General features: G+C 50.8%; 18 protein-coding genes. 10 read left to right on the top strand and 8 right to left on the bottom strand.

All coding sequences use genetic code 11. The features are described 5' to 3' along the window. The 5 genes from HOK28_02580 to HOK28_02560 all read left to right on the top strand — a co-directional run bounded on the left by HOK28_02580 (position 1) and on the right by HOK28_02560 (position 5684). Entirely contained in the window at positions 1-948 is a 948-nt protein-coding gene (locus HOK28_02580; GenBank protein ID MBT6431948.1) for a heme A synthase, read from the top strand. 57 nt (positions 949-1005) lie between these two features. After that, complete coding sequence (gene fabF / locus HOK28_02575; GenBank protein MBT6431947.1) at positions 1006-2277, top strand: beta-ketoacyl-ACP synthase II; 1272 nt, start codon at positions 1006-1008, stop codon at positions 2275-2277. A 160-nt stretch (positions 2278-2437) separates the two neighbouring features. Beyond that, on the top strand, positions 2438-2845 hold the full coding sequence (gene msrB / locus HOK28_02570; protein MBT6431946.1) for a peptide-methionine (R)-S-oxide reductase MsrB: 408 nt from the start codon (positions 2438-2440) through the stop codon (positions 2843-2845). Further along, on the top strand, positions 2832-3806 hold the full coding sequence (locus tag HOK28_02565; GenBank protein MBT6431945.1) for a DUF72 domain-containing protein: 975 nt from the start codon (positions 2832-2834) through the stop codon (positions 3804-3806). Before msrB ends, HOK28_02565 begins: the two co-directional genes overlap by 14 nt. 141 nt (positions 3807-3947) lie before the next feature. After that, a complete protein-coding gene (locus tag HOK28_02560; GenBank protein MBT6431944.1) occupies positions 3948-5684 on the top strand; it encodes an acyl-CoA dehydrogenase in 1737 nt (578 codons plus the stop codon). Here HOK28_02560 and HOK28_02555 read toward each other — a convergent pair. Continuing rightward, positions 5671-6408, bottom strand: a complete 738-nt coding sequence (locus HOK28_02555; GenBank protein ID MBT6431943.1) for a nuclease — start codon at positions 6406-6408, stop codon at positions 5671-5673. The two genes, HOK28_02560 and HOK28_02555, sit on opposite strands and share 14 nt — an antisense overlap. Before the next feature lie 180 nt (positions 6409-6588). Between HOK28_02555 and HOK28_02550 the strand changes: the two genes are divergently transcribed. Genes HOK28_02550 through HOK28_02540 form a run of 3 tightly spaced genes read left to right on the top strand, consistent with a single transcriptional unit; the run spans position 6589 to position 10635 of the window. Beyond that, positions 6589-8814: a hypothetical protein gene (locus tag HOK28_02550; GenBank protein MBT6431942.1), complete on the top strand. Its 2226-nt coding sequence runs from the start codon at positions 6589-6591 to the stop codon at positions 8812-8814. Positions 8815-8818: 4 nt separating this feature from the next. Next, on the top strand, positions 8819-9889 hold the full coding sequence (locus HOK28_02545; protein ID MBT6431941.1) for a HEAT repeat domain-containing protein: 1071 nt from the start codon (positions 8819-8821) through the stop codon (positions 9887-9889). A gap of 44 nt (positions 9890-9933) precedes the next feature. Continuing rightward, positions 9934-10635 carry a hypothetical protein gene (locus tag HOK28_02540; protein MBT6431940.1) on the top strand — a complete coding sequence of 234 codons (702 nt, stop codon included), beginning with the start codon at positions 9934-9936 and terminating at the stop codon, positions 10633-10635. 5 nt (positions 10636-10640) lie between these two features. Here HOK28_02540 and HOK28_02535 read toward each other — a convergent pair whose 3' ends face one another. The 4 genes from HOK28_02535 to HOK28_02520 are packed head-to-tail and all read right to left on the bottom strand — an operon-like array spanning position 10641 to position 16486. Then, complete coding sequence (locus tag HOK28_02535; protein MBT6431939.1) at positions 10641-11591, bottom strand: hypothetical protein; 951 nt, start codon at positions 11589-11591, stop codon at positions 10641-10643. Then, a complete protein-coding gene (locus HOK28_02530; protein MBT6431938.1) occupies positions 11591-14731 on the bottom strand; it encodes a hypothetical protein in 3141 nt (1046 codons plus the stop codon). Before HOK28_02530 ends, HOK28_02535 begins: the two co-directional genes overlap by 1 nt. A 2-nt stretch (positions 14732-14733) precedes the next feature. After that, on the bottom strand, positions 14734-15717 hold the full coding sequence (locus HOK28_02525; protein ID MBT6431937.1) for a hypothetical protein: 984 nt from the start codon (positions 15715-15717) through the stop codon (positions 14734-14736). A 31-nt stretch (positions 15718-15748) separates the two neighbouring features. Next, positions 15749-16486: a hypothetical protein gene (locus HOK28_02520; GenBank protein MBT6431936.1), complete on the bottom strand. Its 738-nt coding sequence runs from the start codon at positions 16484-16486 to the stop codon at positions 15749-15751. A gap of 77 nt (positions 16487-16563) precedes the next feature. Here HOK28_02520 and HOK28_02515 point away from each other — a divergent pair, with 77 nt between their 5' ends. Then, positions 16564-17478, top strand: a complete 915-nt coding sequence (locus HOK28_02515; protein ID MBT6431935.1) for an ROK family protein — start codon at positions 16564-16566, stop codon at positions 17476-17478. Here HOK28_02515 and HOK28_02510 read toward each other — a convergent pair. Together HOK28_02510 and HOK28_02505 are read right to left on the bottom strand one after the other, a co-directional pair. Further along, positions 17467-17913, bottom strand: a complete 447-nt coding sequence (locus tag HOK28_02510; GenBank protein ID MBT6431934.1) for a MarR family transcriptional regulator — start codon at positions 17911-17913, stop codon at positions 17467-17469. The two genes, HOK28_02515 and HOK28_02510, sit on opposite strands and share 12 nt — an antisense overlap. Before the next feature lie 148 nt (positions 17914-18061). Beyond that, entirely contained in the window at positions 18062-20482 is a 2421-nt protein-coding gene (locus HOK28_02505) for an MMPL family transporter (GenBank protein MBT6431933.1), read from the bottom strand. A 223-nt stretch (positions 20483-20705) separates the two neighbouring features. Here HOK28_02505 and HOK28_02500 point away from each other — a divergent pair, with 223 nt between their 5' ends. Beyond that, complete coding sequence (locus tag HOK28_02500; protein ID MBT6431932.1) at positions 20706-21788, top strand: PA0069 family radical SAM protein; 1083 nt, start codon at positions 20706-20708, stop codon at positions 21786-21788. Between the two features lie 61 nt (positions 21789-21849). Here the strand turns inward: HOK28_02500 and HOK28_02495 are convergent. Then, positions 21850-25372, bottom strand: a 3523-nt coding sequence (locus HOK28_02495; protein ID MBT6431931.1) for a hypothetical protein, incomplete at its 5' end; no start/stop codon positions are given.

Raw genomic sequence — 25372 nt, 5'->3', positions numbered from 1 at the left:
TTGAATAATGAATCGAACATAAAGTTTTCACGCCTGGCTTGGGCCGCATTGGTCTACAATCTCGCAGTGATTTTGTGGGGTGCATGGGTGCGTATTACTGGCTCGGGAGCTGGTTGCGGGGACCATTGGCCAACGTGTGGTGGTGAGATAATACCACGCAGTCCTGGTGTAGAAACGATAATCGAGTTTTCTCATCGGCTCACCAGTGGTTTGACCCTCATCTTCGGCATTATTTTAGTGGTTATAGCAAGGCGTGTTTTTGCAAAGGGTCATCGAGCCCGCACTGCGGCTTGGGTGACTTTGGTTTTTATTCTCTTAGAAGCCGCGCTCGGCGCGATTCTGGTATTGAAGGGGCTGGTCGCTAAAGACACATCTTCGGTGCGTGCAGTTGTGGTTGCATTGCACCTTGTAAACACTCTCGGTCTGGTCGGCGGCGGAGCGCTTACGGCTTGGTGGTCAGTTGAGCGGCCACGGTCATTTGGTACAGGTGTAAGGCGGGGTAGCCTCTTGGCCTTAGTCACCGGTCTTGTTTTGGTTGGAGCCACTGGAGCCATTACAGCGCTTGGCGATACTCTCTTTCCCGTACCTGTGGTTGAGGGCTCAGGGCTTATTGCGACCATTGTAAACGACATCTCAATGGCTCAGCACATTTTGGTTCGCCTCCGCATCGTTCACCCATTGCTTGCACTCTGTGTAGGGCTCGGGATTTTGGTATGGGGCCTTTCGGTTGAACGGACGACTCAGTCCGGTGCCTTGGGTTACCTTGCGAATGCCCTTGTTTGGAGCACTGCTCTGCAAATGATGCTCGGTGTGTTGAATGTCATATTGCATGCCCCGGGATGGATGCAGCTGGTTCATTTGCTGGTTGCAGATTTGGTTTGGGTGGCTGCTATTTTGACGTGTGTTGAGGCCAAGGACCAAAACATTATACAACCAGTTTCGAGTTAGTAATCGGGTGGACTAGAGCCCGCAACGATCCTGTACGGGTCTTTTGAGGATAATTCCATGAAACGGCGACGAGTAGTCATCACTGGACTTGGGTGTGTTACCCCTTTAGGGGTTGGAGTTGAGCATACGTGGAAGCGGCTTTTAGCTGGTGATTCCAGTGCGGTCGCTTTAGAGGGTGAAGAATACAAGAATCTACCCACCCGGATAGCCTGTAAAGTCCCCCGAGGTGAAGAGAGTTCCTCTTATGAGGCAAGTCGCGTATTAGGACATAAAGAAGCTCGACGTTTTTCAGATTATATTGGCTTTGCATTTGCGGCGGCCAAGGAGGCTCTTGACGATGCGGGTTGGTTTCCAGAGGAGCTAGACGCCCAGGAGCGAACTGGCGTTTTAATGGGCTCGGGCATTGGTGGTTTTAATACAATATGCGAGACCACGCTCATGGTTAAAGAGCGGGGCCACCGCCGAATCAGTCCGTTCTTTGTGCCATCCATTCTTACGAATATCCCATCAGGCTTGATTGCTCAGACCTACGGATTTCAAGGCCCGAATCACTGCGTCTCAACAGCGTGCGCAACCGGGGCTCACGCCCTGGGAGACGCGATGTGGATGATTGCCCGTTCGGATGCAGATGTCATGGTGGTTGGCAGTACGGAGTCTGCTGTGGGTCCGATGACTTTGGCCGGTTTTGGAGCAGCCCGGGCACTGTCTCGCGGTTTCAACGATGAACCAACCAAAGCTTCTCGGCCATGGGACACGCGGCGTGACGGCTTTGTTGTCGGCGAAGGAGCCGGTGTTTTGATACTTGAAGAGCTTGAGCACGCCCAAAATCGAGGGGCGCAAATTTACGGTGAAATCTGCGGCTATGGGATGTCGGGGGATGCATTTCACTTAACAGCGCCGGCTGAGGATGGCCGGGGAGCAACGCGCGCAATGAAGGCCGCGCTGCGCACCGCGGAACTTGAGCCCGAGCAAGTGGGCTATATCAATGCTCATGGTACCTCGACACCGCTTGGCGATTCGGTAGAAGCATCGGCTATTTGTTCAGTGTTCGGAGACCACCGCACTCGATTGAAGGTTTCTTCGACGAAAAGTTCGATAGGCCACTTATTGGGTGGTGCGGGCAGTGTGGAGGCCATCTTCTCAATCTTAGCCCTTCGGGATCAACAAGTACCGGCAACGCTCAACTTGGACGAGCCTTCAGAGGATTGGGAGCTTGATTTCGTACCCCATGAGTCCAAAAAGTGCGAAATTGATGCGGTGATGAGTAATTCTTTTGGATTTGGCGGCACAAATGCGTCACTGATATTTAAGAAATTCAGTGCTTCTTAAGGGCAGTTTTAGTCATAAATCTAACGATTCTTTTTGAGATACCCCTTTAAAATCTATCGAGTCTGGTTCATATTCTTATCAACCTGATGTCTCCTTTTCGGAATAACCCAAGCCCGCTGCGCGTTATCCTGTGGAGTCCGAACTTTTTAGTGAGTGTTTAATGAGTTCAGAGAAGATTGAAAAGACCGATGAAGAGTGGCGAGAATCCCTGAGCGACGAGCAGTTTCGAGTGACTCGTCAGGCAGGTACAGAGGCGCCGTTTTCGGGTAAGTACAACGTTCATGAAGAGGCGGGTAAATATACCTGTATCTGTTGTAATGCCGTTTTGTTTGAAGACAATCATAAATTCAATTCTGGGTGTGGCTGGCCAAGCTTTTGGGGAGCTGAGAGTGAAGCGGTGGGAACCCGTCCCGACAACAGCCATGGTATGGTGCGAACCGAAATATTTTGTGTGAAATGCGATGCTCACTTGGGCCATGTTTTTGATGATGGCCCGAAGCCAGGTGGTTTGCGTTATTGCGTAAACTCGGTATCGATTAATTTTGAAGCGGATGATGACAAAGCGTAAAGACCCAAGTGATCAGCTCAGTCTGTTTGCTGATGCTGAAATGCCAAAAGCACCGAAGGTTGGGCCCGCATCTGTGGACCCCGAGGATGCGACAAGCGCGGAAGCGCTGCACCCATCGATACGCTTTGGCACTTCTTCATGGAGTTTTCCGGGCTGGGAAGGAATTGTTTACGACCGCAAGACGTCCCAGAAGAATCTCTCGGGGCAGGGTTTGGCGGCTTATGCATCGCATCCGCTCCTGCGAACTGTTGGCATCGATCGCAGTTATTATGCCCCTGTCCCCCTAGATGACTACCGCGACTATGCCAGCCAAGTACCAGACAACTTTCGTTTCTTAGTTAAAGCAGGGCAAACGGTCGTGAGTCCGCGCGAGCCTTATGGACGAGGCATGAACCCTCATTTTCTCAATCCCGAATGGGCAAGAGATTATGTTGTTCGGCCTGCCGCCGAGGGGTTGGGTCAAAAGCTTGGAGTCATTTTATTTCAATTTCCCCCGATGGTGGTGGGGAGCCTGGGAGGTTCCCATAAGTTTGTAGAGCGGCTCGATAAGTTTTTGGGCGCTTTACCCACCGGCGTGCCCTACGCGGTGGAGATACGTAATGCGGAGTTTCTTACCCGTACATACCGAGATGTGCTTAATAAATTTAGGGTCGATCATTGCTACAATGTTCATCCCACGATGCCGAGCTTGGATCGTCAGCTGCGGGTGATGCCACTTGAGAATAATCAGCAATTGGTTGTTCGCTGGATGCTCCGTGAGGGTCTGAGCTTTGAATCGGCCGCGAAGCGTTATGCGCCGTTTAATAAGATCTTGGACCAAGATGTTGACGTACGACAGACTTTGACCGCGATTTTTCAGCGTGCGCTCAAGCTCGGCAAAGGTGGGCTGCTTATCGTCAATAATAAGGCAGAGGGTTCTTCGCCCCTTAGTATTTTCGCCCTCGCCCGTATGTTACGATAATTTCTTAGTCAGGGCGTGACGTTCACCAGTGGTTCGCCATGGCTGGTAGGACCGAATTCTTTTTCAAATCGCTTTGCGAATTGTTTTCGTTCAGTCCATTATGCTGTGGTGCGTTATAATATGTAAGTGCGGGAGAGTGCTATGAAGGAAGATGCAGAAGGTTTTATCAAGTCATTGTTTTTCGGAAATATTCGAGAAGACATGGTCTTCCCGTTTCCGAGGTTAGAGCCCGAAGTGGCTGAAACGGTCGCTATGATGCAAGAAGCGGTTGGTAAGTTTGCCGACGAACACATCGATTCTACGAAATGGGATGAGGATGCGGCAATGCCGCGTGAAATCGTTGATAAAGTAAGCGAACTCGGCCTCATGGGACTGCTGGTCGAAGAACGACATAATGGTTTGGGTCTTCCGATGATGGCTTACGGTCATATCTTTGAAAAATTAGCCACTTACGATAGCGCGCTCACAGTGACCGTCGGGGCGCATCAAAGTATTGGTTACAAAGCGCTGCTTCTTTATGGGAATGAGGAGCAACGCGAGCGTTTTTTACCGCGCCTGGCAACGGGTGAATTGATTGCAGCGTTTTGTCTTACGGAGCCAAGCAGTGGCTCAGATGCTGCATCCATCCAGACCAAAGCAGTGTTGTCCGAAGATGGGAAACATTACACCCTCAACGGAAGCAAGATTTGGATTACCAATGGGGGGATCGCTACTTTCCTTACGGTCTTTGCAAAAGTCGAAGTTGAACACAAAGGTGCGAAGAAAGAGAAGGTCACCTGTTTTGTTCTCGAAATACCATCGGAAGGGGTCACGGTAGGTCCTCCTGAAAAGAAGATGGGAATTAAGGCGTCCTGGACAAATGAAGTTCACCTAGAAAATGTGAAAGTCCCCGTTGAGAATATCGTTGGGGAAGCGGGTAAGGGCTTTAAAGTGGCGATGGGTATTTTAAACCATGGTCGCTTGGGACTTGCTGCGGGTTGTGTTGGTGGTATCAAAAACTGCATCAAAGCGGCCGTAGAACATGCAACAGAACGTCGGCAGTTTCAAAAGAAGCTTATCGAATTTGGTATGATTCAAGATAAAATCGCCCAGATGACCATCGACCTCTACGCAGCCGAGAGTATGGTCTATCTAACCACACACCTCATCGACCGCGGTGATGTCGATTACTACCTGGAGAGCGCGGCGGCGAAAATCTTTGCCACAGAAGCCCTTTGGAATGCCATTGATGAGAATATTCAAATCTGGGGTGGCAACGGATTTATGAAAGAATATCCGTTTGAGATGTGGCTTCGCGATGCTCGAATCTTCCGAATTTTCGAAGGCACCAATGAGGTCTTACGTGCGTTTATTGCTTTGAGTGGCATGCAAGGACCCGGTGAGGAACTCGCAGGTCTTGCGGAAGCCATCAAGCATCCTTTGAAGGGGCTGGGACCAGTTTCTGATTTTGCAATCAAGCGAATCAAGCGCAGCGTCATGGGCGAATCGATTGAGAACGCTCATCCTGCTCTAAAGAAAATGGCCAGCGTCATTGAAGAGGAAACGGTCGAATTTGCAGGTCATGTCGAAAACATTTTGCGTAAGCACGGCAAAAAGATTTTCTTGATGCAATTTGCGCAGAAGCGTCTGGCTAATGTTGCAATCGATCTCTTTGGATTGACCAGTGTTTTAGCGAGAACGACGGCACTCATCGAGGAACGCGGTGTTGAAAAGTGTGTGCTGGAAATGGAACTTGCCGAAGGTTACCTCCAGCAGGCAAAACGCCGAATTCGTGCCAGCCTTTATGAGATGTCGAAGAATGAGGATGAACTTCGTAAGTCGATTGCAGACATGGTTGCCGAGGTGGGTTCCTATCCTGTTAAGCCTATCGGCTTATAAGGCACTTGGCTCGGTTTTTACCGTAGCGCATCCGGTAGGGAACGTAGAGCATGCAAGAGCCTTGCTCGCAGACGTTCTGGCACGTTTGGTACCGTTTCGAATGTGTACTGGCCATGGCTTCACCCGTCTGGGTTGAAACTTGCCGATTGTAAGGATTGGGTAGGTTGTCTTCGCTGGCGGAGTGAATAGACGTGAGTACCCAGCTTGGAGCTCCTTTGCTCCACATCCCGATCTTCTCTTTGATAGCTTGGTGTTGAAATTTTAGAATTTCTTCAGGAGCAGCGCCGTTCATCCAGAATACATGGGCCAAGCCTTTTGACAATAGAGTCTCTCTCAATTTGGGACAGTCTACGAGTATGCGGCCATAGCCTCCACTGCCAAGATGGCGTGTGCATTCCCAAACTTCGCTTTTAGCGTGGGCCGTCGCTTGAAAGGCGACCTCATAGAGTTCGCGGCCTTTCCATTGCCCCCAACTGTGCACGGGTCCATAAGATTCGAGTGTGTTAAAGCCGCGCAGTCTTGCCCGCGTTTTTCGGCCATGCTCACGAAACTCGAATGTGTCGCCGTCGTCCCAGTAGACATCAAGCTCCTTGCCATCGAGCACGAGTGCCGCGTTTTGGCGCGGCTTTTTGAGAGTTGATTGAGCTACCGGGATGGTCTGGCATCCTTCAATTAGAAAGACGAAGACGAGAGCGACAGATAGAGTGAATACTTTGAATTCCATGGACTGATATTGCCTTATTCTGATGTAGGTGCAAGTAGGATGACTCTGCTGATGTATTTAAAGGTCAGATTCTCTTGACGAGTTGGTCTCCTGATCGCTAAGGTTTGCTATCGAGTTGCAGAGATTGTGCCCACAGTCTTTTAAACTTTCCTCGTTAAAAAACATAGTGGAGGCCGATCGGTGCAAACTCTTGTCTTAAGCAATAGGCATATTGCGTCCAATTTTCGACATTCAGTTCTTTTCCTTCTTTTTATCGCTCTCAGTGCGGGTTGCTCTGAGTCGACCCTGGAGGGCGTAGAGAAAGATCCCGATGACCAATCGTCGGAAACAACGCCCGATACCCCGAGCCCCCCAGGTGATGATGGTTCCGGTGACAATGGTAACGAACCCGAGCCAGAGCCAGAGCCAGAAAATATCGCTCCCCAAGCCGATTTGGTCGTAACACCCGTGTCAGGTGTTTTGCCACTTGAGATTCAGTTGGATGCCTCCCTCAGTTCCGATCCTGAAGGCCAAGCGTTGGTGTTTCGATGGGATTATGATGGAGATGGCACGTGGGATACTGATTTTGAATCAGCTGCGGTGGTCAGCCATACCGTTTGGACGGTGGGCGAATCCACGCCGCGGGTTGAAGTTAAAGACCCGCAAGAGCTTACGGACATCGCTTTAGGACAGGTGGTAACCGTCACTGAGCCGGAGCTACCCAGTGAGGAACTCACCGCAAATATCTTGGTGGATGCAAACCGCGATGGTGTTGTAACGCCTGCGGATGAAGCATTTGAGGACGGCTGGAGCGCGCAGGGCGGCGCAATTTTTCCACCTAACCTAGATGACGATGACAACAACGGCACCCGAGATGGCCTTGAACCGGGCCATGATGGTGAGGACGATCTCTTGGATATGGCACCCGTCCTTCTTAGCCAAGTAGGCGGCCTCAATGGTTCCCACCGAGCGGTTTTGGAATTAACGGGCGGCACCGATGTTGATGGGGCAGGATTTATCCGCATCTTTAGAGAAGCGCCCAATGGAGACATCTCGACTCTTATCGAGGCCGGAGAATCCAGCGCAGAGATCTCGGTGGAATGGTTAGCACAGGGCGCTACGAAGCTTTACCTTGAAGGCATTTTGGGACGCTATATTGGCTTTAGCGGAGAAGTGACGCTTACACTGAACTTGTTCGATGGTGACACTTTAATCAGCAGTGACGTTGTTGAGCTCAGAGGCAGCCCGATTATTTTAAGCCACCACATGGCGGCTGCGGAGCGTTTATTTGTACTAGACATTCCCTATCCGGGTGAGGCCGATAACAACATGGCGCTGGTGAGTGCTTTTGAAGAACATCTACCGGACTCAGTTGAGCTTTATAAGATTGGGGGCCAGACCTACGGCTGGGACCGCTGGGCTCAAGACAGTATGCAGACAGGCTTCACGCAATGGCCTGGGGCATCTGGTTTTGAAAGCATGAAGGTCCATATGCAGCTGGAGCGTGATGGCGGCTTGGCGAACTTTCTTCCCAATGAGCTTCTCGATGATGTGGTTGGCTATGTTTATCCGCACGGGACCGGAACTTCATTGAACTCTGGAGGAAACCTAGAAGTGATTCCGGCTCACCGGGTAGGGGGCCAAAACTTTCCTTATGGGAGAATTGTGGTTGGCGGCGGCGAGGCTGGCTCGCTTTATGGTTATGATAATACGCGCAGAATGGCGCAGCGCCAACGAGACTTCTTCGATTCACAAGTGGTGCAAGGACCAACTTTCGAGGTTTCGAGTGAGTGGTTGGCGGTGGGTCATATCGATGAGATTTTTCTCGTGCTCCCCAATAGGAATGCGACGGCAGGGGAGCGGCCGTGGGTCGTTTTGATGGCATCGCCTTCGCTAGCGATTGAGAAGTTGCAAGAGGCTCAAGCGGCTGGGGCAGGGCAAGCGCCCATTTTTGAAGGCCGGGCGAGTTCTGGTGGATGGGGTAATCAGGATTACGAAACCACCACGAGTGATGTGCTCGGGGATGAAGATCTCATGGCTTATCAGGATTTGGCGCAGGCGCGGATCGACGGTGTCCAACAGATTTTAATGGATGAAATAGGGCTTACAGAAGAAGATTTTCGGTACGTGCCAGTTCTTTATGAGTACGAAAACTGGAGCGGTGTGGATGAAGCGATTGCTTATAATCCAGGGATTCAAAACCTTGTGATGGCAGATACGGTTTTGTTTATTCCCGATCCGGAAGGGCCGAACGTAAACGGCGAAGATATCTGGCAAACATCGACACTGGAAGCTCTCTCAGGACTTGGTCTTGAAGCACACTTTGTTGACGTCTTTTTCAGTTACCACACACTCATGGGCGAAGCTCACTGTGGAACAAATTTTGAGCGTGAAGCGGAATCGCTTCGTTGGTGGAATCAGGAGTAGGGCGATGAATATGAAAAAAATGTTAGCAAACGTATGGATGATGCTTCTGTTTTCTCTCTTGAATACATCGGTAGTATTCGCCAAAGACTCAGCAGGTACCTTGATGGATGCCTGGAATAGCGGAGAGGATACGATTTATGCTCACACGCAAAATGACATGTTGTCCGGTGAGTACAACGTGGAGCAGTGGGCTCAGAGTATTCGCGTTGCATCAGATTATGACAGTAAGACTTGGGTAAAGCTGGTTATTGCTGAGGCCACCCTTTTAAAAGAGAAAAGCCCTGATTCAGTCGAACGCCTCTATCAGTTAGAGGGGATTCGCGCTGAGTATTATCTCAAGTGGCGTCGCCCGCAGCCGGCAGTTCTACGTGAACTTAAAAAAATGTCTGAACTCGCTGCATCTATGATGGAACTTTATCACATGGGCTTTAATAGCTATCCATGGTCAGGGCCGGCTTATGAAGGTACTGAACGACTGGCATTGCAAATGGGTTTATTGCACGCGATTGGCGAGTCGGAGCACCCAGCGCGCGTCTTCTTCCTAAGGGATATCGTTGAGTCTCGTTTTAGTTCGCGTGCGGTGCGTTTAAGCGCAGTGGCGGCTCTCGCGAAAACGGGGTCTCCTGAAGCGTTAGAGGTTTTGGTCGCGATGCTGCCCGAGGCCGAAAAGGATGAAGAGCTTCGAGCATGGCTGGCCGGGTCTGTGGGACATATTCGTGTGGCAAGTGCGTGGGGACTGATAGAACGGTTCTTCAGTGATCCTTCTAGGAAAGTTCAGTCTGCAGCAATGGGCAGCACGCGTCTTCTTCTAAGCCGCTGGCACTGGAGTGGAAGAGAGCAGGAGCTTGCATTGCTGCGCAAGCAGGTGACACCGGTATTGGTGGGACTCCTTGAAGTGGGTAAACCTCATACGTCACTGGAAACCATTGGTGAGACGCTGTCTTTGGTTGGAGGAGGTTTTGCCGTGGACTCGCTCAAAAACCGTGTCAGTGATAAAAGTCTCAGCGCAGCGGCTCGCGGCCGCTTGCAGTCTGCTTTGGCGTTGGCTGAAAGAGCCGAACGTCGTCGTCGTTAATTCCAGACTTTCACGTCGGTAATCTTACGCTTTGTGAAACGAGCGTGTTAGATTCTGCCATGGGGCAGTCGGTTCAAGAAATGGTGATGGAGCGTTTCGATTGGCGAAGCGCTGGGATTACACTTGAATCCCTCATGCGTAGTTACGCTTTTAGGCCATCTAAAAACCGGCGTAGATTCGTGGCAGAGGGCGATCACCCAGATGAGCGCATTGTGTTTGTGCCGCCTCGCATCCATCCCATCCTTCCTATCTACGAAACCACTGAAGACTATTTGAGGCATCTTCCTCTGGAACTCAGTGAGCATTTGGTCCTACTCGTGAGATCGGGTCATGCCGCTCTCGGGCTAGGCACCGTGGATGAGCTTCGGGATGTGAAGGTTATACGTAAATACATGATTCGTAAGGGGCAGGGCGTAGCCCAAGAAACGCTCGACTCTAAAAAGAGAGTTAGCAGCGGCGGCTCTCAGCTAAGACGCAGAGAAACCACAAAATTTTTTCAAGAGATATCCAAGGAGTTGCATCTGCGCTCTCGCCAAATCGCTTTATGTCAAAACCTTTTCGTGGCCACACCAGTTCGGCTTTGGCCGCAGGTTTTTAAAACAAAGCCCAAGCCGCCTTTTATATCTGATGACAATCGTGTGGTGAGGCTGGCTCTTGATATTAAGACGCCTAACCGAGAAAGCCTGGAAGCTTTTAATGAGCAATTGGGGTTGGGTTATTGGGCGGTGGAGAGCCCTGCGGGTTGAAGGGGTTACTCGTAATCAGCGCAGTAATCAGCGGTCTCAACATTGTCTAAGTTTAGAGTTGGTTTCCAGTCATCTGAATCAATAATCCGCGCATTGGTTCTGCGGTAAATGACGCCCCATGGGTTTCCATCATTGTCATGGTAGCGGCGAGCAACTTGGGTCACACGTAATTTAAGTGACTTCTCCATTGTCCAGCAAGATTTGCCGAAAGCATCTTCGAGGAGCAGATGACTGGCGAAATAGTCAGTGTCAGGGCTTAAAGATGTGACGACGGTAAACTCGCGGGGACTGCCGTCGGCAATGGCTGATCCGACTTGGAAGATATCCATCGTTCGGTAATCAATGCCTGCAAGCTCCCCAGTGTTCATATTGATTCTGTCTTCCTCGGTGGTAATCGAAAAGACTGGCAATTGGAGTGGGGAATTGATTTCCAACGTGTCGTCTCCAATCTGGAGTGTAACAGGGCCATCCACTTCGTTATTTACAAAAGTGCCAAACCATCCACGAACATCCAGAGAAGTTGTTCGTAGAACACTATAAGCGCCGCTTAGAAAAAAGTCGTCGTCTTCTTCCAAGGGTTTGAGTTGACCCACGGAGAGGTCGCCGCTTTGGAGGTCAATGGCTGGGCCGCTGCTTTCAATAGCTTGCTCTGAAAAGAACGAGCGTGGGTAGCGAAAAGCAATATTGTATGCGCCGTGCCGCAGGGCAACGCGGTCAAGGTCTTCGATGCCAATGCCCGCAGAAGCTAAATCCCCAGAAAAAAGGTAGATTAAGGTTTTACCGGATAGCCCATCTTCTTCCACCAGAAGAAAGTGCTTCATTGGGTAGAGGCCTGTATCGGCAATTTCGCTTTCGGGTAAGGCGTTGTATTGCCCAGAGTGCATCACATCAGTTTGTATACCGCAGCTACTTAGACAGATTGCTATGGGTATGAGAGTCGCTAGATGTCGCCACATTAGAAACCACCTCCGAACATCAAATAAAAACTAAGGGCTCGTTTGCCATCTTCAAGAGGGCATAAACCCTCGGCGTCTTTGTCATCCCCTGAGCAATCGAGAAAGGGCATGATTCTATAAGCGGTGCGAATGGTTGTTCCAAAGTTACCATTGAGCTCACCGGTAAAGTGATTGATTCGTAAATCAAAGCCGATATCACCTAAAATATGTTGGCCGTTGGAGGCCTTATCTTTAAATGGTATCTGCCGGGTGCCGTCTTCGTTATAGCCCCAGATGTTGCCCCAAGAGGTAAATACTTGGCCGTAGATATCTTCGATGAAGAAATTGGCGACGTCTTTACTTATCTTTCTCATAATAGGAAAACGGTACGTCAGGCCAAGGTTGAGCGCGGTTTCGCCGCGTAGAGAAAAGTAACGGTAGCCTACAAAACCCACCGACGTATTAAGTTCTGGGAGAGACATCGAGTAGAGGCGTCCGCCGCCTATGAAGGGCAAGAAGCGCACGTCGCGGCTTATATAGCCCAACTGGAAATCGATCTGCAGGGTATGGTCGAAAAATCCATGAGCCAGTTTGGGAAGTGTAATGTATTCCGTGTAATTGAACTCACCTTTAAAAAACGGTGAATTGCCCAGAGGCAGGGTAGAGTCAAACTCACCAAGCCATGGATTGATATATTCTTGACCAAAGTAGAGTTCCAATTCGAATTTTCGATAGCCTTGCCGATTGATGGTCCGCGGACTGTAGAGTGGGCTGCTTTGGTCTATACCCGCATACTCTATGGTCAGCCCCACGAGGTCGCGTCCAAACCGTGGCTTGAGCCAGGTTGCGGGAAGCTCGCCCGCTCCATAAATCGTTCCGGTATCTCGAATGGTGCTGGCTGAAAATTGGATGTCGTAAAAGAGGTTGAGCGGTAGTTCTGCAAGGGCGCCGGCATAGGCCCAGTGATAGGTGCTGACGCGGTCATAAACCGAGTCGTTGTTGGTCCATGTGTAAAGACTCTTAATCTTTGAGATACCGCCCCATATAGAAAGGTTTACCGGAAGAGTTCGATTCCAATACGATGCATGAAGATTACTGCGGTTTCCGGCGAAAGCACGTACCAACAACCAGTGTTGCTTGAGTTGGTCCTCTACTGTGAACTCGAGGCCGCCCTGTAGGCGCAGTGACTGCGCGCCGGCTCTAGATGTGTCGAACTCCCATGAAATAATGGGGACAAAAGTAGGTGGGACCCATTCTAGAAGTCCGGTGTAAGGCTTGCCATCTTTTGGTGCAGCCTCAATTGTGAGCGGAGGCGTTTGCTCTTTTGGATGCGTGGAACGAAGCGCTTCATTGGCAGCAGCCTGATTGCTCAAGAAGTGCGTTTGCAATCCGGTGCTGTAGAACCTTCCAAACAAGAGACCGGCCGGCGTGTGCACGATATGGTGGTGAGAGGTTATTGCCTGCGTGATGTTGACAGGTTGTTTTTCGTTTTCTTGATAGTAGATATTCATCGAGCCATCTCGGGCCGACACGTAATAGACGCCGTGGTTGGTTGGCTCGGGGTAGAGTTCAAAGGACTCTTCTGTGCTGACGGCTACCTCTTGGCGCGTGGTGAAATCGTAGTAATAGATGTCGTGGTCGTCGCCCATACGCCTTGAGTAATAGAGCCGTTTGCAATCCGGGCTGTAGCGGGGGTTGCGAACTTCATCGAGAGGTCTGGCCGTGAGAGGAAAGGTCATGGCCTCATGCTTGATGCTTATATTCCGGTGGTCGGCTTCATCAAATCCTTCAACAGGGATCAAGGCGAGCTTAAGGCTGGCATCGCCGTCGTTGTAAACGCCGGCTATTTCTTTTCGAGAGGCGCAGGTATCGATGGCCATCAGGCGAGACTCGGAAAGTAGGAGGGTCTCAGCGCCGTCTTCATCCACTGCGAAGATTGAGGCACTCTCAAAGTCTTGACGGTGGAAGCTCGGAATAAGTGAAGGCGAACTTCCTTCATTCTTTAAAATCAAATAGCTATCGTTGGTGCGCGGGCCAAAGCTTTTTGCGGAGCCAATGCGTTTGATGTTGGTGAGTTCGAGCGTTTCTTGATTGAATTCGGCATGATGAACCGCACCGTACCGTTTAAAGAAAAGCTTCCCACGGGAGTATCGAAGCGGCGTTAATCTATAGTGTTTGCCTTCGTATTCTTTTTCGTCGGCGCTGAGCTCTGTATAGCGGGTATTTTGTTTTTCGATACGAAGTGGCTGACCATCGTAGGCGCCGTCTTCGGTGCTCATGCGGTGAGCGGTGTAGCTGGCTTGAGCGCGTGTCCGAAAATCTTTCTCCAGCTCCTCAAAGGGTACGCCGGTTACTTTCTCAAAGACATTTTCAAATACGAAGTAATAACTTTCACCCAGCTCTTTAGCGACCTTATGCACCGTACCTGCACCAAAGCGCTTTTCTAAGTAGATGAGAAAACCAAAGCCTGTGTTGTACCACTTCTCTCCGCCAAAGAATGCCAATTTTGCCATGGGGTAAAAGGTGTCGTCTTCGATGGAGGCTCGCTGGTAGGCTCGGCGATTTTCATCGTAGTCGTCGCGATCTAAGAGCCATGTATCAAATTGAGCAATGCCTTCTTTATACCAGTGCGGGTGGTTGGGCCCGAATAGTGGAAGCTTGAAAGACATTTGTACATGGTCGCCAGCGCGGGACAGCCCATTCATCAGAAAGAGGGGCATTTGGCTGAGCCAGTGGGTTGATACGTTTAACGAAATGATGTGACTGAGTTCGTGGGTGAAAACGCCTTCCAGCCATGGTTTACGGCTTCGGTTGTGGAAGTCGGGAGCGGTAGGGAAGATGGTGATACGCTCTTTGGAATACTCAGCGAATCCATTTGCATAAGAAGTATAGCCGAGAACGGTCACCTTGATTTTATCTTTAGGTTGCCAGCCGTAAAACACATTGAGTCGTTCGAAGGTGTCATCTGCAATTTGTGTTAGGTAGGCCAGCGTATTTTGGCTCTCGGGAGTTGAGTAGAACCGGAAGTGTTTAGTTTCAGTCACCTGCCATTCAAGATGGCCTTGGTTATATTTTCCGTAAGGTGTGGCGTGACCCACAGCTGGGTCCAACACGGCAGTAAGGCTGCAAAGAATAAGCGTGATGATGATAGAATATTTCATTTTCACCACCTCTTTGCTGTGAAGCTGAGACCACCACCTTGGAGGGGCACATCGATTGGAAAAAATGGATTGACGTCGGTTGAGTCGATGAGGGTGCTTCGGTACCAAACCTTGAGTGAGTAGCGCTTTGATAGATTCCAGACCAACGCACCCGTGAGGTATAGGTCTTCTAGGAATTGGACATTGGTGTCCTCTACCGCTGCGCCGCGGATAATTAGCTTTGGTACTTGGGTGACTGTCCAGCCCGGCGTGAGCTCTAAGGTGAGTTGCTTCGTGGGGGATGCGTGAAACCTAGCGTGAATATGATGTTTTTGAAAAGCACTGAGCGCACCGCTTAGCCAGGTTTGGGTGGCCGCTTGGTGGATGAGGTAGCTGGCGGCATTTCCTGGAAAGTAGTGGGCTTGGTATTGGAGGTTCATTCGCAGCGAAGACCAAGAGATATTGGTACCAAGTGTTGCAAATATTGAATTCTGGCCCGTACTCGCCGGAATTTTTGTAGGTAAGATTGTAGAACCGGAATTGTCGTCTAGCGGCAGCGTGGTTCCGATTTCGGTGTAGAAGTTAAAGCTGGATTTTTCCCAGGCCAACCAAGACAGGCTCAAAGTAGGATCTCCAGGGCCAAAGTCTAGATAGTCCCGGGTTTGGCTGGGTAAAATTTGAGTTTCTGATATTTTAACCGGCGAGAATTTTGCGAATACTTTTCGAGCAACCAAGGGCAGTTTGAACTGCAGCGCCAGCTGATTTGTCCAATGAACGTCAAGGGTCATCGAGGTGAGCATTGTTTCTGCGCGAACTTTTTCCAGCCGATTCGCAAATAGAAATACCGGCCTATAAAACCGCGTTCTGGTTTTACTGTGAAGGGATGTTTCGATTTTAAAGGTGTAGGTGGCTGCTACTTTTTCAAATCGATTTTCATAAGGGCTGGCATGCGCCACAGAACTGGCGAGAAGCATACTTACTATCAGTGAAACAATCGGCTTAGTCATAACGGCTGCACCTTACCCGATGATGGGGGTTTCAAAAAGGGTGGGTGGGTATTAGATGACTGAGTTCTTCCCATGGGCCGGTGTCAGGTGGTCTTTCAGAATATAAAAACTCTTGTTCGCCATTGGCGTGGTGACCGTAAACTGCCGCCGATCGGGTGGCGTAGTTAATCTCCGGGATATCCACGCAGAGACCGTGAAAAGAGGGGTCTTTTTTCTGGCCGAGAAGCTTTTGAAGGGCGGTAGCGGTCAGAGATTGGGTTTGTATGAGGTGGTTGACGGTTTCTCCAACCCATTGCTCCCGGTCGGGCGGACCTGCCTCGAAGCTGCTCTCGGTTAGGGTGTGAACCCCTGGCTCCAGAAGTTGATGATGAAAGCTCTGACCATCACTCCAGAGGATTCGGGCCTCATCGCGGTTCGCCACCAGGAGGTGAAAAGCATTGAACATTGTGGGTTTGAAAGCTTGGAGCGCTTCTACTGCTTGTTGAGGGCCGAGTTGTCGGAGGGCCAAGAGGGGAATGTCACCTCGAGAGCGGCGTGTGTCGTCTCTGGGGGCAGCGAATCGATTGGTAATACCGACGAAGAGCCCCGCGTCATTTATTCCTAGCCAGGTTCCTCCAGCTTTCAGGTCTTTGGGCGCTAAAATTCGGCGTTCGCCCTGAAGGCCTTGAGCGGGGCCGGCGGCTGGACGGTCTTTGTTCTCGTCCCGGTTGGCAGCCACCAAAAGCGGTATACCCGGTAGGACGTTGTGGATGAGAATAATGGAGCACATACACTGATATTATTACCGCGGGTTGCTCCGAAGGCCCAGGCTCGATATCCGATAACGGTATAAACACGAGGTGCAATATGTCGTTAAGGATTGGGTTTGATCTAGGTGGGACCAAGATGGAAGCTGTTGTGGTTGATCCACAGATGAAAGAGCTTCATCGGATGCGCAGGCCAACCCCTAAAGAGGACGGTTACGAAGCTGTTGTGGCTGGAATCTGTGGTCTGATTGAAGATCTTGAAAAAGAATGCGGCGAGTCTTGCTATGTAGGCATTGGTACACCCGGCGCCATTTCTCAAGTGACGGGCCGGATGAAAAACAGCAACACGCTTTGCTTAAACGATATGCCTCTTAAAGAGGCCATTGAAGAGCGTCTCGGTAAAACTGTTCGTATGGCGAACGATGCCAATTGTTTCGCACTTTCTGAAGCGATTGATGGGGCGGCAGCGGGTAAGCCCATTGTATTTGGAGTGATCATTGGTACCGGCGTTGGCGGTGGTTTGGTCATCAATGGACGAGTCCGTGAAGGCTTACATGGTATCGCCGGGGAATGGGGGCATAACGTTCTAGATGGCACAGGCCCAAAGTGGTTTGACGGTCAACATGGCCCAGTTGAAGCTTATCTCTGCGGCGGCGGCTTAGCTCTTCTCTATGAGAATAATGGCGGCGAAGCTGGAGCCAACGGTAAAACGGTCATTGAAAAAATGAGGGCGGGTGATACCGCGGCCAATAAAGCATTTGATGAATACATTCGGCGCTTTGGTCAGGCAATTTGCCCACTGCTCCACATTGTTGATCCGGATGCGATTGTGCTTGGTGGCGGACTGTCTAACGTAGATGAGATTTACGAGAGACTCCCTGAGGCGGTGTTGGCTAATATTTTCAACGATGAATTTAAAACTCCGGTCGTTAAAAACAAGTGGGGCGACTCAGGCGGCGTCCGAGGCGCCGCCCTCCTTTGGTCGGTTGAGGATATGAAGGCCTCAGGCAGCTAGGTGCTTCAATAGCGTTTTGGCCTCGCTCACCAATGGTTTCACCCAGTCCTCCCGCATTCTTCCGCGGTTTAGCGCCGCTCTGCTTACCTGACTGGCTTCGAGGGCCAGAGTATGGCCGTTGGGCGTAAGTCGATTAAAGACCATGCGTTCGTCTTCTCCGCTTCTCTCTCTTGTTAGCCAGTCTCGCTTTTCTAACCTTTTAAGAATGGGTGTAACGGTCCCCGCATCTAAATAAAGTTGGTCAGCGATTTGGGTGACGGTTTGTGCCCCAAAGCGGTGGAGATGCCGGATCACCATATACTGTGGATATGTGACTCCGAGTCTATCGAGGTAGGGCCTGTAAGATTGGACGACCAATCGTGCGGCTGCGTAAAGGGCAAAAGAACTCTGGTCGTCGTTGCTGTCTGGTTTTGTATTGTAGATTTGTGTGTTCATGGCAGTTGTAATGCATGCCACATGCCAGAGGTCTCATGATTGAGGCTTAACAATATTAGGGATTTAGCAGGCCTCGTTGGCCTGTCACTGAGTTCAGAAAGCAGCGTGTCCATATATGCGACACGGACAAGTTGCCTTTGCGACAGGCTTAGCTTTTGGCGGCTTCAATCTGGGCAGAAAAATTGAGAGGACCAGAACTCGATGTGTCCGGGGCGTTCTCAACGGATTGCGTTTGACCACGGTTTACAGCGCCCAAGGGCCGTGTGAGCTCAAGTATGGCCGGTAAAATGATGAAGTCGGAAACCAAGGCCATGAATACAGTGAATGCGACGAGACCACCGAAGAGGGCGATGCTTACCATTTTACTTGGAAGAAACATCAAGAAGCCACCGCAAAGAATCAGCGTGGTAAAGAGCATGGCGCGTCCGGAGCTTTGTAGCGTTCTTCTTGAAGCGGTTTCATAGTCGCCGCTTTTTTCAAATTCACGTTTGAATCGTACGAGAAAGTGAATGGTATCATCTACGGCAATACCGATGGCGATACAGGCGATGAGCAAAGTGATGAAGTCGAGGTTTATTTTTAAGAAACCCATAAGTCCCAAGGTCACTAAGATTGGGAGTAGATTGGGAATCATACTTAGAAGCCCCAGCTTAAAGCTCTTCAAGACGGCAATCATCATAATAAAAACCATGATAAAAGCAGCACCATAGCTGTATATTTGTCCCCGGCTCAGGTTTTCAGTCATGCGTACAAAGAGGTGGGATATGCCCGAGTATTGGAGCGTGGCCGTATCACCGAAAAGCTCTTCAAATTTTTCTGCCGCGTCTTCCATCATCAAACTGGCTTGATGAGTTCCTCCGCTTTTTGTTTTCACATCGAGACGAACCATCTGGTAATCGTCCGTAACCATTTTAAAGAGCCCGTCGGGATCGGAGTTTTCGTAAAGCATCAGTTCTTGAGCGATGATGTTTCTATTATCTGGAATACGGTACTCTTCTGGTGCGCCGTCCATCATGACTTGGTTGAGCTCTTTGACCAAGCTGGTCATGCTGACCACTTTAACCACGCTTTCACTTTCGGCGAGATAGTTTTCGAACTCTTCGAGTTTACGCAAAAATTCAGGCTCTTTGGCACCGCCTTCTTTACCGGTATCGATCATACCTTGAAGACTGGCCGTTCCACCGAGGGTTGAGTCAATGTGGCTGGCCGATATCCTAATTTGAGAGTCTTTTTTAAAGCTCTCCATAAAATTACTTTCGATGTTGATGTAGGTTGCTCCCCAGATAGAGAGACCAATCAGTACCGCAGTCGCCGCTGTTATGATTTTGGCTCGCCGTGTGGTGAAAGAGCTTATCGATGCGAGGATGCCCTCAAAGCGGTCGCTGTTTTTGGCTTGTGAGCTTTCCAGGCCCGTATAGCTAAGTACGACCGGTACAAGAAAGACGCTGATGATGTACGCAAAGATTACTCCAACCGCCGCATAGATACCCATGGTTCGAATGGGTGGAATAGGAGCGAGGCTCAAGCTAAGCATACCAGCAGCCGTGGTCAGGCTGGTTAAAAGGCATGGTAAAGAGACCTCAGCCATCGTGTTGAGAATGGCCTCACGTCTGTTGTTTACATGAGTATATTCACGTTGGTATTCGCTAAGAATATGGACAGAATCACTTACGCCAACCACGAGGAGCATCATCGGTAGCATAACGTGAACCACTCCGAGAGGTTGTCCTCCAAAGCCGATTAAACCAAATGTCCAACCGATAGTGAGTGCAACCGTGAGCATGGGGATGACAACACCAGGCCATCTCCTGAAGAGAAAGAGTGTTACGAGCATATTTAGAATCGCTGCCAACACACCAAACAATTGTGATTCCCCAATGGTCAGGGCATCCATTTCAGTGTCGACGATGGGCCCGCCCCCAATGTGAATCGAGGAATCTTTGAAGGGTGCTTGGTTTAGATTTTTTCTAAGTTCGGTGACGATGGCTGTATGGTATTTATCATCGTCCATAACAACACGGACCTCAGCGAGGATACCCACTGCATTCTTGTCGGGAGAAAATAAGAGTCCCTCATAATTTGGATTGGATTCGGCGCGTTCTTGAAAGAGTTGGAGATCTTCCTCGGACTGACCGAGGCCGTCGGCAAGCTCAATGACCTCAATACCTGATGCATCCCCATCGATGAATTTTACGTTGGCGATGTGAACAACCTCTTCGAAGACTTCAGCATCCTTGAAGGTAATGGTGCGCAGCATGCTTTCAATGTCTCGGAGTTGACTGAGAGTCTCCGGGCTGAAGGCTTTACCGCCGGGCGTGTCGAGGAGAAGGTAGATAAACTTGTCGGTTCCGTAGTATTCTTGAAATTTTTCGTACCGCGTAATCGTGGGATCACTGTCTTCAAACCACTGGCTGTTGGAGTTATTGATGGTGATTTGTGGAAATCCGCTGATGAATACACCACTGATAATGGCCAAAGCCGTGAGGGTCAGTAGACGATGTTCCAAAATTTTCGCGGTCATGTTGCGAAAGAATTGTTCCACTGGAGAATCTTGCGTTTTTGGTGCCATGGCTCGGGTCCATATCATCAGTCGCCGAATATCTAGAAGGCGACCTGAAGTTATTGTTTTGTTGCGATGGGGAGGAGGAAACCCACTGCTTTCCTCTTGCCCTTACTGACTTAAGGCTTGGATGTGGAGAATGTGTGGAGCTTACCTACAACTCTGTGATTTTAATCACTTGCGCGAACTTATAAAGGTGATACTGTAAATGTGTTCAGTGCCAGGAGGGACCATGGAACGCATCAGCCAAACACGTATCAAGGGAAGGGGCGCCGTGACCAACCCCGCAGGGCGATTTGAAAAACTACAGACTGTGCCAGTAGATGACGGTTGGTCGACCTGTGATGAGCCGGAGCCGCGGCTGGATACTGTCGTTCGGCCCGAAAAAACTTGCAGGATTATCTCCACAAATGACTCGCCGGATATACCCTTTGGTCGTTCGGTTAACCCGTATAAGGGCTGCGAGCATGGCTGCGTTTATTGCTTCGCGAGGCCGAGCCACAGTTACCTCGGGCTGAGCCCCGGTCTTGATTTTGAGACCCAGATATTTAGCAAGCCGGACGCTGGTGATTTGTTGCGAGAGGCCTTTGAACACCCCTCGTATGTACCAGAAGTGATTGCACTGGGAGCCAATACCGATCCCTACCAGCCCACTGAGAAAAAGCTGTGGATCACACGTGATTTACTCGAGGTATTTTTAGAGTATCGCCACCCAGTCAGCATTATTACGAAGTCCACAACAATACTCCGCGATTCAGATTTACTTGAAGCTTTGGCTAAGCAAGATCTGGTTCATGTTTATTTATCGGTAACCACTTTGGACTCAGAACTTGCACGCCGGATGGAGCCGAGAGCATCTTCTCCTGGTGGAAGATTGAGAGTACTGGGAGTTCTGAGTGAGATTGGTGTATCAACAGGAGTACTGACCTCGCCAATGATACCAGGATTAAATGATTGGGAGATGGAGCGGATTCTTGAAGCCGCCTCCGAAGCTGGCGCAACCCATGCCGGTTATACAATGCTGCGTCTACCCCATGAACTCAAAGGTCTTTTTGAGAGCTGGCTCGATGCCAATTATCCTGAGCGCGCTCAGAAAGTGTTGAATGGCATTCGAGGAATTAGGGGAGGGGCGCTCAATACTGCGGAGTATGATTCAAGGATGCACGGCAGTGGACCTTACGCTGAACTTATTGGGAAAAGGTTTGCCGCTGGAGTTAAGCGCTTTGGCTTGAATAAGACACAACGAAATCTAAGAACTGATTTGTTTGAGCGCCCCGAAAAATCGGGTCACCAGATGTCTTTATTCGCTGGATAAAAAAAAGGTGCGCCGCTTGGCGCACCTTAGAGTTCCTGATTTTTTCTAGACCCGAAGTGTGTTAACCACTTTGACCACCACCACATACGCAGCACATGGCCACAGAGTCGAAGTCATCATCGTCGTAGCCGCCGCACCAGCTTGGGAAGTCGTTGTAGGCCGCACACGCATCGCCATAAGCATCCTCCGCACCGTTGTCGGTGTCGGAGCAAGTTAGTTCGTCGCCACCGTCACCTCCGGTATCGCCGCCGTCACCACCGCCATCTTCCGTACACCACTGGAGGCACACGTTGTAGATTGTGTCGCAGTTGTAGCCGTCTGCACATGGATTATCGGTATCACAAGCAGCGGCATCTGCTGGTGGATCGGAATCTTCAGTGATGCAAAATCCAGCGCCATTGCCAGTACCTGCCGCGGCACATTGCAAGCCATCTGCGCAGGCAGGGTAGTCTGCTGGCTCGCAGGCTCCTCCATCGAAGTTCCATGCTTCGCAGTTAAAATTCACGCCAAAAGTTCCATCATCGCAAAACTCATCGCCTAGCCAAGTTGAGCATCCACCATCGCAAGTGTCTTCTGAGAAACACATACCAGAGCAGTCCTCCATCAGGCCTTGCGCTTCACAGCTGCTCTCATTGTCATCGGCTTCGCAGAGCTGAATACAGGCTCCGAAGTTTTCAGTCAGTGGGACGCACACTGAGTTGGCGTCTTCACAAGGGCTGTCGTCATCGCAAAGGATAGCGTCGTCTGGTGGATCACCTGCTTCAGTCACACAGCCGTTGGAGCCGCCATCGTTGAGCCCCGTTAATGGGCTGCAATAGAGACCTTCTCCGCACTGAGCAAGCTCGCCACCACCGCCGCTGTTTTCTGAGGCGTTAGGATCTGCGCATTCGTAACCGGCTGAGCCACAAGTGTAGGAAGCTTCAGGGTTACATGTTGATTCGCAGCAATCTCCTCCGTCAAATCCGCAGGCATCTGTATTATTAGCCCCGCTATCGCACCAACCATCGCCCAGGTATGAGAGGTTACCTCCGGCAGCCTCACACTCCGCTTGATCGAAGGCGTCGCCGTCACCACCATCACCACCATCACCACCATCACCACCATCACCACCATCACCGCCATCACCACCATCACCGCCATCACCGCCGCTTGTCTCACCACCACCGCAGATACAGCACATGGCCGTGGAGTCGAAGTCATCATCGTCATAGCCACCGCACCAGCTTGGGAAATCGTTGTAGGCCGCGCAAGCATCACCGTAGGAATCCGTAGCACCGTTATCGGTATCTGTACACGTCAATTCATCGCCGCCATCACCGCCATCGCCGCCATCGCCGCCATCACCGCCGTCACCGCCGTCACCACCGTCACCACCGTCACCGCCATCACCATCATCAGTCTGACAGTCACATGGATAGACAGAGGACTCCGCACAACTTGGGTTCGTGTCTGCGCAGCAATCACCGCCATCGAAACCACATGAAGGAATATTATTGGTACCATCACAGTAGCCATCGCCAACCCATCCGAGGTTGCCGCCATTGTTTTCGCACTCACTTAAGTCGACGGGAGGTTGAGCCTCGCCGACAGTAAAGCAAAATTCTCCAGCTGTTGTGTAATCCTGGGTAGCGGCACCTGAACCGGACTCCCAAGAAACGCCTTCGCCATCGTCCACGGTGACCGTGCCCGAAAGACCGCCGTCGCCGTAACTGTCACTTACCATCACGCAGTAAGAACCCGGCGTTAAGCTGTAGATGTATTCCTCGTCGGTGTTACTTGTAATGCCGTAGGTTTCGGTTATCGGGTTGCCTTCAGAGTCTTCAATAAACCAACTGATTTCTGAGCCGTATGTATCCGAACTCACCAAAACCTGAACATTGTTAAACGGCTCACAAACACCCATGTTGCAGAATGCAACATCGCCGCAATCTGATTCTTCTGTGGTGTATTCGCAAGTTCCGTCAACACAGGATCCTGCGGCGAGGTACGATACGAGTGTGTTGCCATCGCAATACGAAGCAGGTGGCTCGAAGCATTCAACACCGGCGCACGGGTCCGCTGCATCAACACATTCACCGTTGGTGCACAGTGCATCCTCACCGCAATCGGTACGACTGGCTTCCTCGAATGAACAGTCTCCTGCATCGCAGGTTCCGCCGGGAGCAAAGCTAACCACTTCATTCCCATCGCAAATATCTGCGGGTGCTTCAGTACAGTCCACACCCACGCATGGGTCGTTCTCGGATGCTCCCGGGTCAAGACATGTAAAGCCCATGACGCCGCAGGTATAGGTTCCGTTTACGCAGGTGGATTCGCAGCAATCGCCTCCGTCAAAACCACAGCCTTCGTTGTTATTACTTGAGTCGCAATAACCATCACCAAGCCATGTTAGGTTGCCACCGCAATCAGGGAATGGATCGTCTTCGATGCATGCTCCGTCGGTACATGTGAACCCTGCGTCGCAAGCTGTGATGGTTTCACCGAAATCGCACACGCCGTCGTAGCAAGCTCCGGTCTCGCCGTAAGTCACCGCGGTGTTTCCATCACAATAGTTTGCAGGGATTTCGTTACATTCAACGCCCGCACAAGGGTCTGCTGCATCAACGCACTCGCCGTTGGTACACAGTGCCTCGTCTCCGCAATCTGTTCTGTACTCAAGGTACTCGCATACACCCTCAAAACACGCTCCGGAAGCATCAAAGCTTAGGACTTCATTGCCATCGCAGCTTGGAGCGGGTGGCTCTTCGCAAGCAACTTCAAAGCATGGGTCGCTGTCGGGGGTGCTTGGGTCGAGGCAGTCAAAGCCAACTTGTCCGCAGGTATATTGAGGGCCGTCCACACATGTTGTTTCACAACAATCTCCGCCGTCCCATCCGCACTCTGAATTGTTGGTGGAGCTATCGCAGAAGCCATCTCCAATCCAGGTGGTGTTACCGCCGCAGTTAGCGAAGGGGTCGTCGTCAACGCATGCACCTGCTTCGCAACTGAAGCCTTCGGCACATTCTTCGATATCGGTTAACCCATAAACGCATTCTCCGGACTCATCGCAATAACCCTGAGGCCCGTAAGTATAAGCGGTGTTACCATCGCAATAAGGCTCGGGCGGCGCTTCGCAAAGTACGCCAACGCAAGGATCAGAGCCGTCTAAGCACACGCCATCCCAGCATGTGTCATCACCGCAATCTGTTGCGGTTTCCATGTAGTAGCAATCACCTTCAATGCATTCACCAGATGACGCCGAATCGATGATGGAGTTGCCATCGCAGCTTGGAGCGGGTGGCTCTTCGCACACAACATCAAAGCAAGGATCTCCCTCTGGTGCGTTCGGGTCAACGCAATCGAAGCTTGTAGCGCCGCAGCTAAAAGAACCGTCTACGCAGGTGCTTTCACAGCAGTCACCACCATCGTAAAAACACTGCTCAGTATTGTTTGTGGAGTCGCAATACCCATCACCAACCCAGGCCACGTTGCCGTCGCAGTCGTCGAGTGGGTCTGTGACATCACTTGCGTCTGCCGCATCACTTGCGTCTGCCGCATCACTTGCGTCTGCCGCATCACTTGCGTCTGCCGCATCACTTGCGTCT

The organism is Deltaproteobacteria bacterium, assembly GCA_018668695.1.
GTDB lineage: Bacteria > Myxococcota > XYA12-FULL-58-9 > XYA12-FULL-58-9 > JABJBS01 > JABJBS01.
Note: the sequence above shows the minus strand (reverse complement) of the source record. Positions and strands in the feature narration are given on the sequence as shown.

Bases quoted from the DNA above. Each gene is read 5' to 3' on its own strand.
- HOK28_02545 (MBT6431941.1), top strand. From the start codon at position 8,819: ATGAATATGAAAAAAATGTTAGCAAACGTATGGATGATGCTTCTGTTT.
- HOK28_02560 (MBT6431944.1), top strand. From the start codon at position 3,948: ATGAAGGAAGATGCAGAAGGTTTTATCAAGTCATTGTTTTTCGGAAAT.
- HOK28_02555 (MBT6431943.1), bottom strand. From the start codon at position 6,408: ATGGAATTCAAAGTATTCACTCTATCTGTCGCTCTCGTCTTCGTCTTT.
- HOK28_02565 (MBT6431945.1), top strand. From the start codon at position 2,832: ATGACAAAGCGTAAAGACCCAAGTGATCAGCTCAGTCTGTTTGCTGAT.
- msrB (MBT6431946.1), top strand. From the start codon at position 2,438: ATGAGTTCAGAGAAGATTGAAAAGACCGATGAAGAGTGGCGAGAATCC.
- HOK28_02530 (MBT6431938.1), bottom strand. From the start codon at position 14,731: ATGAAATATTCTATCATCATCACGCTTATTCTTTGCAGCCTTACTGCC.
- HOK28_02535 (MBT6431939.1), bottom strand. From the start codon at position 11,591: ATGTGGCGACATCTAGCGACTCTCATACCCATAGCAATCTGTCTAAGT.
- HOK28_02520 (MBT6431936.1), bottom strand. From the start codon at position 16,486: ATGTGCTCCATTATTCTCATCCACAACGTCCTACCGGGTATACCGCTT.
- HOK28_02500 (MBT6431932.1), top strand. From the start codon at position 20,706: ATGGAACGCATCAGCCAAACACGTATCAAGGGAAGGGGCGCCGTGACC.
- HOK28_02510 (MBT6431934.1), bottom strand. From the start codon at position 17,913: ATGAACACACAAATCTACAATACAAAACCAGACAGCAACGACGACCAG.
- HOK28_02525 (MBT6431937.1), bottom strand. From the start codon at position 15,717: ATGACTAAGCCGATTGTTTCACTGATAGTAAGTATGCTTCTCGCCAGT.
- HOK28_02515 (MBT6431935.1), top strand. From the start codon at position 16,564: ATGTCGTTAAGGATTGGGTTTGATCTAGGTGGGACCAAGATGGAAGCT.
- HOK28_02505 (MBT6431933.1), bottom strand. From the start codon at position 20,482: ATGGCACCAAAAACGCAAGATTCTCCAGTGGAACAATTCTTTCGCAAC.
- fabF (MBT6431947.1), top strand. From the start codon at position 1,006: ATGAAACGGCGACGAGTAGTCATCACTGGACTTGGGTGTGTTACCCCT.